The organism is Allobosea sp. Root483D1 (assembly GCF_001429505.1).
Lineage (GTDB): Bacteria > Pseudomonadota > Alphaproteobacteria > Rhizobiales > Beijerinckiaceae > Allobosea.
The window spans coordinates 147,218-162,175 of the sequence record NZ_LMJW01000016.1 but is presented as its reverse complement, the minus strand read 5'-3'; the positions used below and the strand labels follow the sequence as shown (position 1 = coordinate 162,175).

The window sequence follows — 14,958 nt, the reverse complement described above, 5'->3', positions numbered from 1 at the left end:
ACGATCTTTGACCCATCCGCTCTATCAGCGCTTCGAGCAGCTGGAGCCGGTCTTCCGGAAAGTCATTCCCGCCCTCGTTGCCGGCTTCGTCCTGCTTCTGGCGCTCGGAGCCTACGTCCAGACCAGCGCACTCCGCGATGATGCGCTCGACGACGCGGCAATCGACCTGGAAGCGCTCGCGACATTGCTTGTGCGCGAGATCGATCTAGCCTCGAAGCAAGAAAAGCACCCCGACAGCGCGCTCGCCCCACTGACCACGAAGCACATCGCTGGCCGCGGCCGCATCGCCTATGTCAGCGACGCTGGCGGCCGGCTGATCGCCGGCGAGCCGACGATCGGCGCGAGCGAGCGCAGTCTGGTCGATCTCCTCGGCCCGGGACAGGCGCTGACCGTCTTTGCCGACCGTGCCGGTGTGATGCCGATCACCCTTCCGGGCGGGATCGAGGCACTCGCCACCGTCCGCAACCTCGCCGCCCCGCTCGGCCAGGTCGCGGTGCTCCACCCGGTCAAGCGCGCGCTCTCGACCTGGGACGAGCGCCGGCGTTCGATCCTGGTCCTGTTCGGCTCGGCGGCGATCGTGCTCGCCGGCATCACCGCCGCCTTCGTGCTGCAGTCGCGGCGGGCTCGCGCCGCCGACGAGGATTGCGATTGCGTGCGCGATCGGATCGACACGGCGCTCAGCCGCGGCCATTGTGGCCTGTGGGATTGGGACCTGGCCCGCGGCCGGATGTACTGGTCGGATTCGATGTACGCCATGCTCGGCTACGACCGTGCCGGCGAGTACATGTCCTTCGGCGAGGTCAACGCCTTCATCCATCCGGACGATGCCGACCTCTACGGCCTGGCCGATGCGGTCAGCCGCGGCGAGACCAACCATCTCGACCAGGAATTCCGCGTCCGCAACGCCTCCGGCGAGTGGGTCTGGCTCAAGGCGCGCGCCGAGCTGGTCACCGACCGTCGCACCGGCTCGCAGCACCTCGTCGGCATCGTCGTCGACATTTCAGAGCAGCGCCGCATGGCCGCCCGCACCGCCACCGCCGACGCCCGCCTGCGCGACGCGGTCGAGGCGATCTCGGAAGCCTTCGTGCTCTGGGATGCCGAGCAGCGCCTAGTGCTCTGCAACGCCAAGTACCAGCAACTGCACAAGCTCTCGCCCGAGCTGGTCAAGACCGGCACGGCCTACGAGCAGATCATGAGCCACAGCGCCCAGCCTAGCATCGACCGCGAACCGGTCCGCACCTCGCGCGCCGCATCGGGCAGCCATTCCTACGAGGCGAAGCTCTCTGACGGGCGCTGGCTGCAGATCAACGGCCGCCGCACCAAGGATGGTGGCTCGGTCTCGGTCGGCACCGACATCACCATGCTGAAGCAGCAGGAGGAGCGCCTGACCCGCTCCGAGCACGAGCTGCTCAAGAACGTCACCGATCTGAAGTCTTCGCGTCAGAAGCTCGAGGCACAAGCGCAACAACTTGCCGAGCTCGCCGAGCTCTACCTCGAACAAAAGGCTTCGGCCGAAAGCGCCAACCGCGCCAAGTCGGAATTCCTCGCCAATATGAGCCATGAGCTGCGCACGCCGCTCAACGCCATCCTCGGCTTCTCAGAGATCATGGATGACGGGCTGTTCGGCCCGCTCGGCTCGGAGCGCTATGTCGAGTATGTCCGCGACATCCGCTCCAGCGGCGGCTACCTGCTCGCGGTGATCAACGACATCCTGAACATGGCCCGGATCGAGGCCGGCAAGATCGAGCTCGAAAAGACCGATGTGGCGCTCGACCTGGTGGTCGGCGAAGCGATCAGCTGCCATCGCGAGGAGATCACGCGCAAGCGGCTCTCCCTCACCAGCGATCTCGGCAGCGATCTGCGCCTCGAGGCGGATGCGCACGCCCTCTTCCAGATCGTCGGCAACCTCGTCGACAACGCCATCAAGTTCACCCCGGAGGGGGGCAAGATCGCGGTCCGCGTCAAGCCGGCGCCCGACGCCCTCAACCTCTATGTCGAGGACAGCGGCATCGGCATCCCGCGCGAGAAGCTCGGCCGGATCGGGCGCCCGTTCGAGCAGGTCGAGGGCGAGCTGGCGCGCAGCCATGGCGGCTCCGGGCTCGGCCTCGCCATCGCCCGCTCGCTGGCCGAGCTGCATGGCGGCTCGCTGCGGATCCGCTCGATCATCGGCTCGGGCACGATCGTGATGGTCCACCTGCCGCTCCGGCACCCGGCCGACGAGGCGATCGCGGCGGCAGCCTGAGCCGGTCCCACAGGACGGCTTTACCACCCGATGCCGCAAAACCTTGCGGCATTCTTAAACGCCTCTTAACCCAGCAACTTGACGAAGCCTCAACCCAGCGGGGGCAAGCCTGCCCGAGCAGTCGCGCCGACCCAGCAGCCGGTGCGTTTCCCGGGGTTAGAGCAATGCAAGCCCATCTCGCATCCGACGGCCCGCGGGCCGGCCGAAAGGCGGGCGGCGCGCTGGGGCGCTCGTCGGTGGTGACGATCGCCTTCCTCGCCGCGATGATCGCGCTGGTCATGGCTGGCTTCGTTTACATCAGCCATCAGCAGACACTGGTGGACGAGGTGCGCAAGAGCACTCGAACCTTGCGCGTCGCACGCCAGGCAGCGATGGAAACCGGCGCCGCAGTTGCCGATCTGATGATCAGGCACGACAGCGAGCCCAAGCTGTTCAACTACGCCAAGGCCCTCAACTGGCTGAACACCTTCCCTGAAGACAGTTTTCCAAGGACCGCCTTGCGCAGGGCGGAAGAGGTTCCGACGAGCACTATCCTCACGGCACTCAAGGCCGGCTGGGCCGATACGGTCTCGGCGGTCGCAGCAAAGCAGCCGGAGATCGCGCAATCGCTCTATGTGGCCCGCGAAATCCAGCCCAACACGACGATCCTTACCGACGCGATCCTGACCGATCTGACCAGGAAGGAAGCGGTCGAGGCATCGCTCAATCGCAGGATCGCCGGCGCGACGAGCATCGTGCTGGGCCTGCAGATCATGACCGGCGCCTTCTGCATTCTCGCTTTCCTAGGCGCTTCGCGTGCCAGTACGCGCGACGCCCGGGCGCGCGACCTGGCGGTAGGCTCCGCGAACGCCTCCCGCGAACAGGTTTCGCGCCTGTTCGAGATGACCGAGATGCTGCAGAGCGCACTGGACCATAGCGACGCCAATGCGGTGCTGCGCGCGACCGCAGGAGAGCTCATCCCCGAGTTTGGCATCGCACTCTATGTCTTCAACAACTCGCGCGACCGCCTCACGCTGTCGACCACCTGGGGGCGCCCGGATCGCGAAGCCTTGCCGGATGCGATCGGACTGCAGCAATGCTGGGCGCTGAAGCGCGGTAAACCGCACATCAACCACCCCAGCTCACACAAACTCCGCTGCGAGCACTACAACGTCAGCGACTACGCGCTGGAGATCCCGATGATCGCCCGTGGCGAAATCCTCGGCCTTCTGCAGATCTATTGCGACGGCGATCAGGCCGAAGAGCGCCTCAAGGACGTGGCAAGCATCGGCGCAGCGCTCGCCGACGCCATGTCGCTTGCGCTCTCGAACATCGCCCTGCGCGACAAGCTGCGCAGCCAGGCACTGCGCGATCCGCTGACCGGCCTCTACAACCGACGCTACATGGAGGATGCGCTGGAGCGGGTCGTGCGCCTGGCCGAGCGCGAGAAGACCGAGGTCTCGGTCATCATGATCGATCTCGACAATTTCAAGCGCCTGAACGACCAGCACGGCCATGCCAAGGGCGATGCCGTGCTGCGCGATGCGGCCGCCGCAATCACCAACCAGTTGCGCGAGACCGACATCGCCTGCCGCTATGGCGGCGAGGAACTGATCGTGGTGCTGCCCAATTGCGGGTTGGAGATGGCAGTGGCGAAGGCCGAGGGTATCAGGGTCAGCATCGAAGCCCTGTCGGAACCGAACGGCGCCCAGGTCTCGGCCTCCCTCGGCGTCGCCTGCGCGCCGCTCACCTCGAACTCCACGCGCGAGCTGCTCGCGAACTCCGACGCCGCGCTCTATCGCGCAAAGCAGGAGGGTCGGAACCGGGTCATGCGGGCGCCGGCGCAGAAATCCAAGGGCTCGCGGCCGGAGCCAGTCGAGCCGCAGGCCAAGCTGAACGCAGCGGAGTAACGCCGGAGCTGCACAATCAGGCGGCGCGCGCGCCGCCCAGCAGGCGCTTGAAGATCGCGCGCACGGCGCTGCGCGTCTCGTCAAGTTCGGCCTTCAACATCTTGGCATCAGGCAGGCCGACCGCCGTCGCGATCCGGCCCATCACCCGCACGGGTACGGCCTTCGGATCGAAGCTCTCCTCGACGGCGAAACGCTGCCAGAGCTGGACGTCGCCGACGAAGCGTGCCGCCCCCGCGAGCCGCTCGGCATCCTCGGTCGCGATGACACCGGTTTCTCGCGCCGCGATTAAGACGCCTGCCGTGGTCCGCGCGAGGAGTTGCGGATGGTCGTGACCATGAGCGAGCACCAGGAACTGCGCCAGGAAGTCGAGATCGGTCAGCCCGCCGGCGGCAAGCTTCAGATCCCAGGGATCGCCCTCGCCCTTCTCCTTGGCGATCAACGCCCGCATCTCGGCGACGGCCGCGGCGACCTTGGCCGGATCGCGCCGGCGCAGGAGGATCTCGCGAATCGCGGCCTCGACCTTCTCCCTCAAGCCAGCGTCACCGGCGACGACGCGGGCGCGGGTCAGCGCCATCTCCTCCCAGATCTCGGCCTCGCCCTGGTGGTAGGCCGTAAAGCCCCCGAACTGCGTCGCCGCCGGGCTCTTGTTGCCGGCGGGGCGCAGTCGCATGTCGACCTGATAGAGCGTGCCGCGCCGCGTCGGCACTGTCAGCGCCGCGACGAGGCGCTGGGTGAAACGAACATGCCAGGTCACCGGATCGAGCGGGCGCCGGCCATCGCTGGCCTCGGCCTCCTCCGGCCGATCGTAGAGCAGCATCAGGTCGAGATCGGATGAGGGCGTGAGCTCGCCGGCACCGAGCCGGCCCATGCCGAGCACGACAGCTTCCGCGCCCGCTATGAGCCCATGGTCGGCGGCGAAGGCTGCGCGGGTGTCGTCGAAGGCGATACGGATGCAGGCCGCGGCCGCGGCAGCATAGCCCTGCGCCGCCTGCTCGGCGTTGATCACACCGGAGAGCAGCCGGGCCCCGACCAGGAAGTTCTCCTGCCGGGCGGCGTCGCGCATGCGGTCGAGCCCGTCCTCGACGCTGGGCGGCGGCGTTCCGACCACGGCGCGCACGCGCTGCGCCACCCGCTCGGCATCGTGGCGCGGGGCGCTGAAGGCAGGGTCGATCACCGCGTCGAGCACATGCGGATAGAGCGCCGCGACCTTGGCGAGGCGCGGCGCGCTGCCGAGAATCTCGGCGAAGAGCTGCAGCAGGGCCTCATGCGAGCGCAGCAGGGTCAGGAGCTCGACCGCCGCCGGCATGCGCACGAAGGCGTTGTCGAGATGGGCGAGCGCGCCGTCGGGATCGGTGGTGCGGCCTAGCGCGACGAGGAGCGCCGGCGTCAGCTCGGTCAGGACCTCGCGGGCGCGGGCGCTGGTGACGGCGGCCCGGCGGCCGAAATGCCAGCCGCGTACCGTCTCGGCCGCTGTCGCCGGCTGGCGGAAGCCGAGCTTGCCCAAAGTCGCCAGCGTCTCCGGATCGTTCTCGGTACCGGTGAAGGAAAGCGACCCAGCCTCGCTGGCGAGGCTGGGGGCATCCTCGAACAGGAGAGCATAGTGGCCCTCGACACGGCGGGCATGCGCCTCCAGATCCTTGCCGAACGCCTTGGCGGACGGGTAGCCGCTGAAGCGGGCGAAGGCGTCGAGATCGGCAGCGTCCGTCGGCAGGGTCTGCGTCTGCTCGTCATGGCGCATCTGCAGCCGGTGCTCGATGGTGCGCAGCCAGCAATAGGATTCGGTCAGCTCGTCGCGCGCCTCAGGGCTGATCCAGTTCTCCCTGGTGAGCTCGGCCAGCATCTCGAGCGTGCGCGGTCCGCGCAGTGCCGGGCGCCGCCCGCCGAAGACGAGTTGCTGGGTCTGGACGAAGAACTCGATCTCGCGGATGCCGCCGCGGCCGAGCTTGACGTTGTGGCCGGGCAGGCTGAGCGTCTCGAAGCCCTTCACCGACTGGATCTGGCGCTTCATCGCGTGGATGTCGGCAATGGCGGCGAAGTCGAAATATTTGCGCCAGATGAACGGCGCGAGATCGGCGATGAAGCGGCGGCCGAGATCGAGATCACCGGCGACCGGGCGCGCCTTGATCATCGCGGCGCGTTCCCAGTTCTGGCCGACGGTCTCGTAATAGGCATAAGCCGTCGGCAGGGCGACGGCGACATGGGTCGAGCCGGGATCCGGCCGCAGCCGCAGATCGACGCGGAAGACGTAGCCGTCCGGCGTGCGCTCCTGGATGATGCGGGCGATCAGCTGGGTGAGCTTGACGAAGAAGCTCGTCGGCTCGCCGACGCCGGCGGCCTCGGCCATCTCCGGATCGAAGAAGACGACGATGTCGATGTCGGAGGAGTAGTTCAGCTCGCCGGCGCCATGCTTGCCCAGCGCCAATACGACGAGCCCCGAGCCCTTGCCGGGTTCGGCCGGGTCGGCAAGCTCGATCCGGCCGAGGCCAGCAGCTTGATGCAGTGCGTGCTCGCTGGCCAGCTTCACCGCCATGTCGGCGGTCGCGCTGAGCGCGGCGGTCACCGTCTCGACCGGCCAGACCCCGCCGATATCGGCGAGCGCGAGCAGGAGCGCCATCGCCTGGCGGAAGCGACGCAATTCGCGCATCAGGTCGGCGGTCGCCGTCTCCGGGGTGGCGAAGGCGGCAATGCCGGCCAGCAGCGCGTCGCGGCGCTCCTCCGGGGCTATGGTCAGCGAGGCGAGGAGCCCCTCCGGATCGCGCCGCATGATCTGGGTCAGGAAGGGCGAATGCGCGAGGATGCCGGCAACAAGCGCGGCCGAGGCCTCGTGGCCGGCAAGGTGCGCAACGAGCCGCTCGCCGGCATCGGCATCGAACAGGCGCTCGATCAGCTCCTCGCGCCAGAGCGCCTCGATCTTGCCGCGCGCCGGCAGGACGGGCGCCGCCTTCAGGCGTTCGCATAAGGGCTCGCCCACACTGACCTCCGCGTCGACCGGCTGAGCGAGCCTTAGCCCTTCATCAAGCCGACTGGAACCCTGCCCCGTCCGGCTGCGATGTCGAGCCCGCAGGCGCTTCCATGAGGGGCCTGTCCACAGGAGGTGGAGCAACCGGCAGCGACATCACGACATCGAGCCCCGGCGCATTGTCCGAGAGGCGAACCGCGCCGCCATGCAGATGCGCGACCGCCGACGCCAATGCGAGCCCCAGCCCGAAGCCCGGCTTGCTGCGGCTCTGGTCGAGCCGGACGAAGCGCTCCAGGACGCGGCCGCGATCGGCCTCAGGGATGCCGGCGCCATGATCGGCGACGCCGAGCTCGACCATATCGCCGACGCGCCGCGCCGTGACAGCGACAGTCGCCGGAGCGTCGCCCTCCGGCTTGCCATATTTCAGCGCATTGTCGATCAGATTGGCCAGGGCCTGGCCGATCAGCTCGCGATTGCCGGTGAGCGACAGGCCGGGCTCGACGGAAGCCGACAAAGTGAGCCCCGCCTCTTCCGCCAGCGGCTCGTAGAGCTCGGAGAGCCCGTCGACGATCTCGGCGAGGTCGAGCGGCACCATGCTGTCGGTGATCTGGCGGGTCTCGAGCCGCGCGATCATCAAGAGCGCGTTGAAGACGCGGATCAGCCCGTCGGCCTCGTCGATCGCGCCATCGAGCGCCGCACGCAATTGCTCGGGCGAGTGCGCCGTGCGCAGAGCCTCCTCGGCCCGGTTGCGCAGGCGGGTCAGCGGCGTCTTCAGGTCGTGGGCGACATTGTCCGTGACCTGCTGCATGCCGCTCATCAACTCGCCGATGCGGTCGAGCATGGCGTTGAGGTTCCCGGCCAGCCGGTCGAGCTCGTCGCCGGTGCCGGCGATGGCGAGGCGGCCCTTGAGGTCGCCGGCCATGATCGAGCGAGCCGTATCGTTCATGCCGTCGATGCGTTTCAGCACGCGCCGGGCCACGAACCAGCCAGCGAAGCAGCCGAGGACGACGACGAGCAGGACCGACCAGGCGGCGGCACGCTTGATCACGACGCGCAGGCGCTCGCGCTCCTCGACATCGCGGCCGACCAGCAGGCGAAAGCCCGCCGGCAGCATGAAGACGCGGACGATGGCGTGGTTGGTCTGGTCGAGCGCCTCGGAGGAGCGGGCATACTCGATCTCGCTCTCGCCCTGGCGGTCGAGCGTGCCGGGCGGCAGCGCCTCGATATTGCCGGCGATGCGCTCGCCCAATGGCGTGGTGACGAGATAAAGCGAGGCGCCCGGCCCGCGCGAGCGCCGCTCGATGACCTGGACGAGCCGCCTGATGCCGCCGAGGCGCTGCTGCTCGGCCAGGCCCTGGATCTCGGCGTCGATGGTCGAGCGGATCTGGTCGTCGAGCAGGTTCTTGGCGTTCCAAGCGACATAGCCCAGCACGAAGATGGCAAAAGCCGCGAAGACGACGAGATAGATCGCCGTCAGCTTGAAGGCGGTGGTGCGGACCAGATGCGGCAGGAAGCGCAGGCGGCCGGAAGGCTGCGGCGCTTCACCAGTCCGGCCCTCAGCGAGCTGTGTCACGGACCATGTATCCCGCGCCGCGGATGGTGTGGATCATCGGATGCTCGAAGCCCTTGTCGATCTTGGAGCGCAGCCGCGAGACGTGCACGTCGATGACATTGGTCTGGGGGTCGAAATGATAGTCCCAGACGTTCTCGAGCAGCATGGTGCGGGTCACCACCTGTCCGGCATGCTTCATCAGATATTCGAGCAGGCGGAACTCGCGCGGTTGCAGCGCGATCTCCTCGCCGGCGCGGGTGACGCGGTGCGCCAGCCGGTCGAGCAGGAGATCGCCGACGCGGTAGCTCGTCGGTTCGGAGGCGGGCGCGCCGCGGCGGCGCGAGAGCACCTCGACGCGGGCGAGCAATTCCGAGAAGGCGTAGGGCTTGGGCAGGTAGTCGTCGCCGCCGGCCCTCAGGCCCTTCACCCGGTCATCGACCTGGGCGAGCGCCGAGAGGATCAACGCCGGCACCGTCTCGCCCTGCTCGCGCAGGGAGCGGATCACCGAGAGCCCGTCCATCCGCGGCAGCATGCGGTCGACGACGAGCACGTCGTAACCGCCGCCCTGGGCCATGGCGTAGCCCTCGAGGCCATCGGGAGCATGGTCGGCGACGTGGCCGGCCTCGCGAAAGGCCTTGACCAGATAGGCCGCCGCCTCGGCATCGTCTTCAACGATCAGGAGTCGCATGGCGTCACGCTACCTCATCAAAAGGAAAAGCGGCAGGCCGGAGGTGACGATCCGACCTGCCGCCATGACGGCTGGCATTCCCGGCAGGGGGCGACGTGACAGCCGGGAGATACCATCCGCCCGGAACACGCTCTCGCAGATCACTGAACGCTACGCGCGAGAGCATGCCCCGACTTGGATAGGCCCGGGTCAGGCCGCCGGCTGGCGACCGACCTCGAAGGAGACCTCGCGCTCCTTGCCGTCGCGCCAGATGGTCAGGCTCGTCTTGGCGCCGGGCGCGAAGGTCGCGATCTTCCGCGACAGGTCACGCGCATCGGCGATCTTCTCGCCGTTGACTGCGAGGATGGTGTCGCCACGCTTCAGGCCAGCCTTGGCGGCAGGGCCGTTGGCCTGCGCCTCGGCGATCAGGGCGCCCTTGGAGTCCTTGAGCCCGATGGCGTCGGCGACCTCGGCGGTGACCGGCTGGATCTGCACGCCGATGAAGCCGCGGGCGACCGAGCCGTGCTCCTTGAGCTGCTCGACGACGCTCTGGACGGTGGCGGCCGGGATCGCGAAGGCGATACCGACATTGCCGCCGGACGGCGAGTAGATCGCGGTGTTGACGCCGACGACTTCGCCCTTCTGGTTGAAGGTCGGACCGCCGGAGTTGCCGCGGTTCACCGCCGCATCGATCTGCAGGAAGTCATCATAGGGACCGGAGCCGATGTCGCGGCCCTGGGCCGAGACGATACCCGCGGTCACGGTGCCACCGAGGCCGAACGGGTTGCCGACCGCCAGCACCCATTCACCGGTGCGCGGCTTGCCCGAAGCGAGCTGGACGAAGGGATAGTTGCCGGACTCGTTGACCTTGAGCAGCGCCAGATCGGTGCGCGGATCGGTGCCGATCACCTTGGCCGAGAGCGTCTTGCCGCCATCGGTGACGAGCTGAACCTCGGCCGCGTTGGCGACGACGTGGTTGTTGGTGACGACGTAGCCGTCCTGGCTGACGAAGAAGCCCGAGCCCTGCGAGAGCTGGACGCGCGGCTGCTGCGGCCCGCGCTGGCCCATGCCCTCCTCGCCGAAGCGGCGGAGGAAACGCTCGAGCGGGTGGCCGGGCGGCAGGCCTTCGACGCCGGCCGGGCCGCTCTCCTCGTCGGCGCTGGCGACGGCCTTGGTCTTGACCCGGACCGAGACGACGGCGGGCTTAACCCGGTCGACGACGTCGGCGAAGGACGGAAGCTGTGTCTGCTGCACGCCCGACAGCTGGATCGGCTGGGCGTTGGCAGCGCCATGGCTGTTCAGGAAATTGTCGGCGAGGCCGGCCATCAGGCCGATGCTCAGCGTCGCAGCGCCGGCGACGATCGCGCCGCGCTTCAGGATCGAGCGGGCGGTGGCCGGCGAGCGGATAGTGGTGTCGGGGGTGTTGTTGTCTTGGGTGGTCATGGTTCTCACCTCGATGCGGGAGGCAGGGCCTTCCCTGCTTCGTGAGGAGAACCATGGCGGGCGACGCCTTACCTGGATTTCGCCCGATGATGACAGTTTCGTAAGGTTGGCAGGCCGTCAGCCACGCTCGTCGCGCAGCAGATCGTCGAGGCGACGCTGCTCTTCGGCCGTCAAGGTGACGCCAGCCGGCGCCGCAGAACGATTGCGCCGACGCCAGAGAAAAGCGGCCCCGGACAGCATGATCAGGAAGGGCGCTGCCCAGAGCGCGATCGTGCGCGCATTCATCGGCGGGCGCAGCAGGACGAAGTCGCCATAGCGCGCCACGACGAAATCGATCACGGCCCCGTCGCTGTCGCCGGCCGTCAGCCGCTCGCGCACCAGGATACGTAGATCCTTGGCTAGCGGCGCGTCGGAATCGTCGATCGACTGGTTCTGACAGACCAGGCAGCGCAGGCCGGAGGACAGCGCCCGAGCGCGCTGCTCCAGCGCCGGGTTCTTCAGGATCTCGTCCGGCTGCACGGCAATGGCTGGCGCCGACAACACCAGCAGCGCGACGAAGAAGAGCGGAAGAGCGCGCATCACGCTCACTCCGCGGCCTGCGGAAGCGCGGCCGGCGCCGGCGTGCGCCGCGGCGCTGCCAGCCGGAAGCGCCGGTCGGTCAGCGAGAGCGCGCCGCCCGCCGCCATCACCAGCGCGCCGATCCAGATCAGCAGGATCAGCGGCTTGTCATGGAGCTTGACCGCGATCGCGCCGCTGGCGTCGGGCTCGCCAAGGCTGATATAGGCCTGCCCAAGCCCGACGGTGCGGATGCCCGCCTCCGTAGTCGGCATGGCGCGCGCCGTATAGATGCGCTTCATCGCCTCGACCGGTTCCAAAAGGCGACCGTTGGCGACAATGCGGAAGCGGGCCGCGTCCTCGCGATAGTTCGGCCCGGTGCGCGGCGTGATCGCCTCCAGCGTCACGGTGTAGCGACCGCTGGTCAGGCTCTCGCCGACCTTGAGCATGCCGATCGACTCGGTGCCCCAGGCGGCGGCGGCGATACCGATCACGCTGATGCCGACGCCGGCATGGCCGAGCGCGCTACCCCAGGCCGAGCGCGGCAGGCCCTTGGCCCGCGACCAGATCGCCGAGGCGCCACTGGCGCGCGTGACGACGCGCTCGCCGATCTCCCAGAGCGCCCCGATGACGAGGAAGACGCCGAGGCCAATGCCCAGCGGAGCGAGGACGGGGCCGCCGCGCACGACAGCGAAGATCGCCAGCATGGTGACGACGCCGGCACCGAACGCGACCTGCGCCCGCTGAGCGGCGCCGAGCAAATCGCCACGTTTCCACGCGAGCGTCTGGCCGATCGGCAGCAGCAGCAATAGCGGCACCAGCAGCGGCACGAAGGTGGCGTTGAAGAAGGGCGGGCCGACCGAGATCTTGTCGCCGGTGATCATCTCCAGCACGAGCGGATAGAGCGTGCCGATGAAGACGGTGGCGCAGGCGGTCGCCAAGAAGAGATTATTGACGACGAGGGCGCTCTCCCGCGAGATCGGCGCGAACAGACCGCCCTGCTTCAGCAGCGGCGCGCGCCAGGCGAACAGCGCCAGCGAGCCGCCGATGAAGGCGATCAGGATGCCGAGGATGAACAGGCCGCGCTGCGGGTCGCTGGCAAAGGAATGCACCGAAGTCAGTACGCCCGAACGGACGATGAAGGTGCCGAGCAGCGAGAGCGAGAAGGTCAGGATCGCGAGCAGGATCGTCCAGACCTTGAGCGCGTCGCGCTTCTCCATCACCACGGTCGAGTGGATCAGTGCCGTGCCGGCGAGCCAGGGCATCAGCGAGGCGTTCTCGACCGGGTCCCAGAACCACCAGCCGCCCCAGCCGAGCTCGTAATAGGCCCAGTAGGAGCCCATCGCGATGCCGAGCGTCAGGAAGGTCCAGGCCAGCAAGGTCCAGGGCCGGACGGCGCGCGCCCAGACCGCATCGATCTTGCCTTCGATCAACGCCGCAACGGCGAAGGCGTAGGTGATCGAGAAGCCGACATAGCCGACATAGAGCAGCGGCGGATGGATCGCGAGACCGAGGTCCTGCAGGATCGGGTTGAGGTCCTGCCCTTCCCCCGGCGCCGGGACGAGGCGCCGGAACGGGTTCGAGGTCAGCAGCGTGAAGGCGAGGAAGGCGACGCTGACGCTGCCCTGCGCGGCGAGCGTGCCGGCCCGCAGCTTCGGCGGCAGCGAGCGCCGCGACAACGCGACCAGCGCGCCGAACAGCACGAGGATGAGGACCCAGAGCAGCATCGAGCCCTCATGGTTCCCCCAGACCGCGGTCAGCTTGTAGATCAGCGGCTGCGTCGAATGCGAATTGGCGACGACGTTCTCCACCGAGAAGTCGGACGTCACATAGGACATCATCAGGCAGCCGAAGGAAATCGCGACCAGGAGGAAGCAGGCGATCGCCGCCGCCGGGCCGACCGAGGCCAGAGCCGGGTCGTTCCTGGCCACGCCCCATAACGGCACGATCGTCTGGACGACCGCGACACCGAGCGCCAATGCCAACGCGAAATGGCCGATTTCGACGAACATCAGAGCGGCCCTATTTCGTGGCCGGCGCGGCGGGCGCGCCGGCCTTGGTTTCGCCGGGCTGCCAATGCCCCTGCTTCTTCAGCGCATCGGCGACTTCGCGCGGCATATAGGTCTCGTCATGCTTGGCGAGGACGGAATCGGCACGGAAACGCCCGGGCGCCTCTAGGACGCCCTCGGTCACCACACCTTGCCCTTCGCGGAAAAGATCCGGCAGCAGGCCGGTGTAGCTCACCATTGTCCTGGTCTTTCCATCCGTGACGGCAAAGCTGACCCGCTGATTGGAGCCGCGCTCGACCGAACCCGTCTCGACCAGGCCGCCCAGGCGCAGGCGCGTGCCGGGCGCGAGGCCCTTCTCGACGATCTCGGTCGGGCCGTAGAAGAAGACGATCGAATCCCGCAGCGCATAGGCGACGAGCCCGGCAGCAAGGCCGAGGACGACGCCGGCCGAAGCGATCACGACGAGGCGGCGCTGCTTGCGGGTCAAGCGCTTGCGCGGCGGCGTGACTGGGATACCGGCCTGAATGGTCATGGTGCGGCCTCCTGCAGGCCGAGTTCGCTGCGCAGGCCGTCGAGAGTGGACGCTGCCGACTGATCGGAAGCCAGACGCTGGCGAGCCGTGGACAGCGACTTCTGCGCCGCCTCGCGCTCACCGAGCACCGCCTGCGAGCGGATCAGGCGAGACCAGTCGGCGAGGCTGCCGCCGCCCTCGGCGAGCCGCGCCGCGAGTCCCTCGACCATGCCGCGGATCGCCGTCGTGCGTTCGGCCTCGGGCAAGCTGGCGATCGCATCCGCCGGAGCGGGCGAACGCTCCAACCCATCGAGGCGGGCTCGGACCGTGGCCGTCCAGGGCGCATCGGCCGGCGCGTCGGCCAGCAACGCCTTGAGCGCCGCGATCGCAGCCGGCACCTGCCCATCCTGTTCCTGAGCGATCGCCATGAAGAAGCGGGCGCGGGGATTGGCCGGGTCGAGCTTCAGCGCCTCGGCAAGGCTTTCGCGTGCTGCCGCCGTGACCACGCCGCCGGCGGCGAGAATTTGCGCCTCGGCCTGGCCACCCTGCCGCTCGGTCGTGGCACCATCGTACCGGATCGCATTGGCGAAGGCCTTGGCGGCGTCCTCGAAGCGGCCCTGGCGCAGATAGACCGGGGCGAGCACGTTCCAACCCTTGCCGTCGGTCGGGTTCGCAGCGAGATGAGACTCGATCCGCGCCAGCGCCAGCTCGAAATCCTGCGCCGGATTGCCCTGCATCCGCGCTGCGAGCGGCTGGTCCGGGACCGTCGGCGAGCCATAGGCGCCGTAGATCAGCAGCGCCAGCAGAGGCACGCAGGAGAGCGCGATGGCGGACGCCGCGCGGCGGCGACGCAGGGCCGGCTCGCTCTCGCCGGCTGGCATCGTTTCCGTCGCCGTCTCGCGCAGCAGCCGGCGCGCCGCCTCGGCCTTGGCCGCCTCGGCTTCGGCGGCGCCGATCAGCTTGCGGCCAAGGTCGCGATCGATCTCGGCGAGCTGGGCGCGGTAAAGCGCGGTTGCCCCGGCCGTGTCGGCGGAAAGCGCCGGCGCCCGGCGGCCAAGCGGCCAGAGCACCGCCATGACCGCTGCCCCGGTCATGGCCGCGAAGATGATCCAGATCAGCATTCGCTGTTCA

The 14,958-nt window shown here is 68.5% G+C and carries 10 protein-coding genes; 2 read left to right on the top strand and 8 right to left on the bottom strand.

The window, feature by feature from the left end; translation table 11 throughout:
- Positions 1-7 precede the first annotated feature (7 nt).
- Positions 8-2,242, top strand: coding sequence for a PAS domain-containing sensor histidine kinase (locus tag ASE66_RS13565; RefSeq protein ID WP_244494909.1), 2,235 nt, complete (start codon positions 8-10; stop codon positions 2,240-2,242).
- Between the two features lie 164 nt (positions 2,243-2,406).
- Complete coding sequence (locus ASE66_RS13560; RefSeq protein ID WP_057190155.1) at positions 2,407-4,131, top strand: sensor domain-containing diguanylate cyclase; 1,725 nt, start codon at positions 2,407-2,409, stop codon at positions 4,129-4,131.
- Positions 4,132-4,147: 16 nt separating this feature from the next.
- Here the strand turns inward: ASE66_RS13560 and ASE66_RS13555 are convergent, their stop codons facing one another.
- From ASE66_RS13555 to ccmI, 8 genes are all read right to left on the bottom strand, one after another.
- On the bottom strand, positions 4,148-7,102 hold the full coding sequence (locus ASE66_RS13555; protein WP_057190154.1) for a bifunctional [glutamine synthetase] adenylyltransferase/[glutamine synthetase]-adenylyl-L-tyrosine phosphorylase: 2,955 nt from the start codon (positions 7,100-7,102) through the stop codon (positions 4,148-4,150).
- A 43-nt stretch (positions 7,103-7,145) separates the two neighbouring features.
- Positions 7,146-8,663, bottom strand: a complete 1,518-nt coding sequence (locus tag ASE66_RS13550; RefSeq protein WP_082613418.1) for an ATP-binding protein — start codon at positions 8,661-8,663, stop codon at positions 7,146-7,148.
- Entirely contained in the window at positions 8,647-9,330 is a 684-nt protein-coding gene (locus tag ASE66_RS13545; RefSeq protein ID WP_057190153.1) for a response regulator transcription factor, read from the bottom strand. The genes ASE66_RS13550 and ASE66_RS13545 overlap by 17 nt, the downstream gene beginning before the upstream one ends.
- Positions 9,331-9,519: 189 nt before the next feature.
- Positions 9,520-10,752 (bottom strand): trypsin-like peptidase domain-containing protein, encoded by a 1,233-nt coding sequence (locus tag ASE66_RS13540; protein WP_057190152.1) that lies wholly within the window; start codon positions 10,750-10,752, stop codon positions 9,520-9,522.
- Positions 10,753-10,869: 117 nt separating this feature from the next.
- Positions 10,870-11,334 (bottom strand): cytochrome c-type biogenesis protein, encoded by a 465-nt coding sequence (locus tag ASE66_RS13535; RefSeq protein ID WP_057190151.1) that lies wholly within the window; start codon positions 11,332-11,334, stop codon positions 10,870-10,872.
- Positions 11,335-11,336: 2 nt separating this feature from the next.
- Positions 11,337-13,319, bottom strand: a complete 1,983-nt coding sequence (locus ASE66_RS13530) for a heme lyase CcmF/NrfE family subunit (RefSeq protein WP_057190150.1) — start codon at positions 13,317-13,319, stop codon at positions 11,337-11,339.
- A 10-nt stretch (positions 13,320-13,329) separates the two neighbouring features.
- Complete coding sequence (ccmE, locus tag ASE66_RS13525) at positions 13,330-13,803, bottom strand: cytochrome c maturation protein CcmE (RefSeq protein ID WP_057190381.1); 474 nt, start codon at positions 13,801-13,803, stop codon at positions 13,330-13,332.
- Between the two features lie 41 nt (positions 13,804-13,844).
- Entirely contained in the window at positions 13,845-14,948 is a 1,104-nt protein-coding gene (gene ccmI / locus ASE66_RS13520; RefSeq protein ID WP_057190149.1) for a c-type cytochrome biogenesis protein CcmI, read from the bottom strand.
- Positions 14,949-14,958 lie beyond the last annotated feature (10 nt).

Coding starts and splice junctions, on each gene's coding strand:
- ASE66_RS13560 (WP_057190155.1), top strand. CDS start 2,407: ATGCAAGCCCATCTCGCATCCGACGGCCCGCGGGCCGGCCGAAAGGCG.
- ASE66_RS13545 (WP_057190153.1), bottom strand. CDS start 9,330: ATGCGACTCCTGATCGTTGAAGACGATGCCGAGGCGGCGGCCTATCTG.
- ccmI (WP_057190149.1), bottom strand. CDS start 14,948: ATGCTGATCTGGATCATCTTCGCGGCCATGACCGGGGCAGCGGTCATG.
- ASE66_RS13530 (WP_057190150.1), bottom strand. CDS start 13,319: ATGTTCGTCGAAATCGGCCATTTCGCGTTGGCATTGGCGCTCGGTGTC.
- ASE66_RS13540 (WP_057190152.1), bottom strand. CDS start 10,752: ATGACCACCCAAGACAACAACACCCCCGACACCACTATCCGCTCGCCG.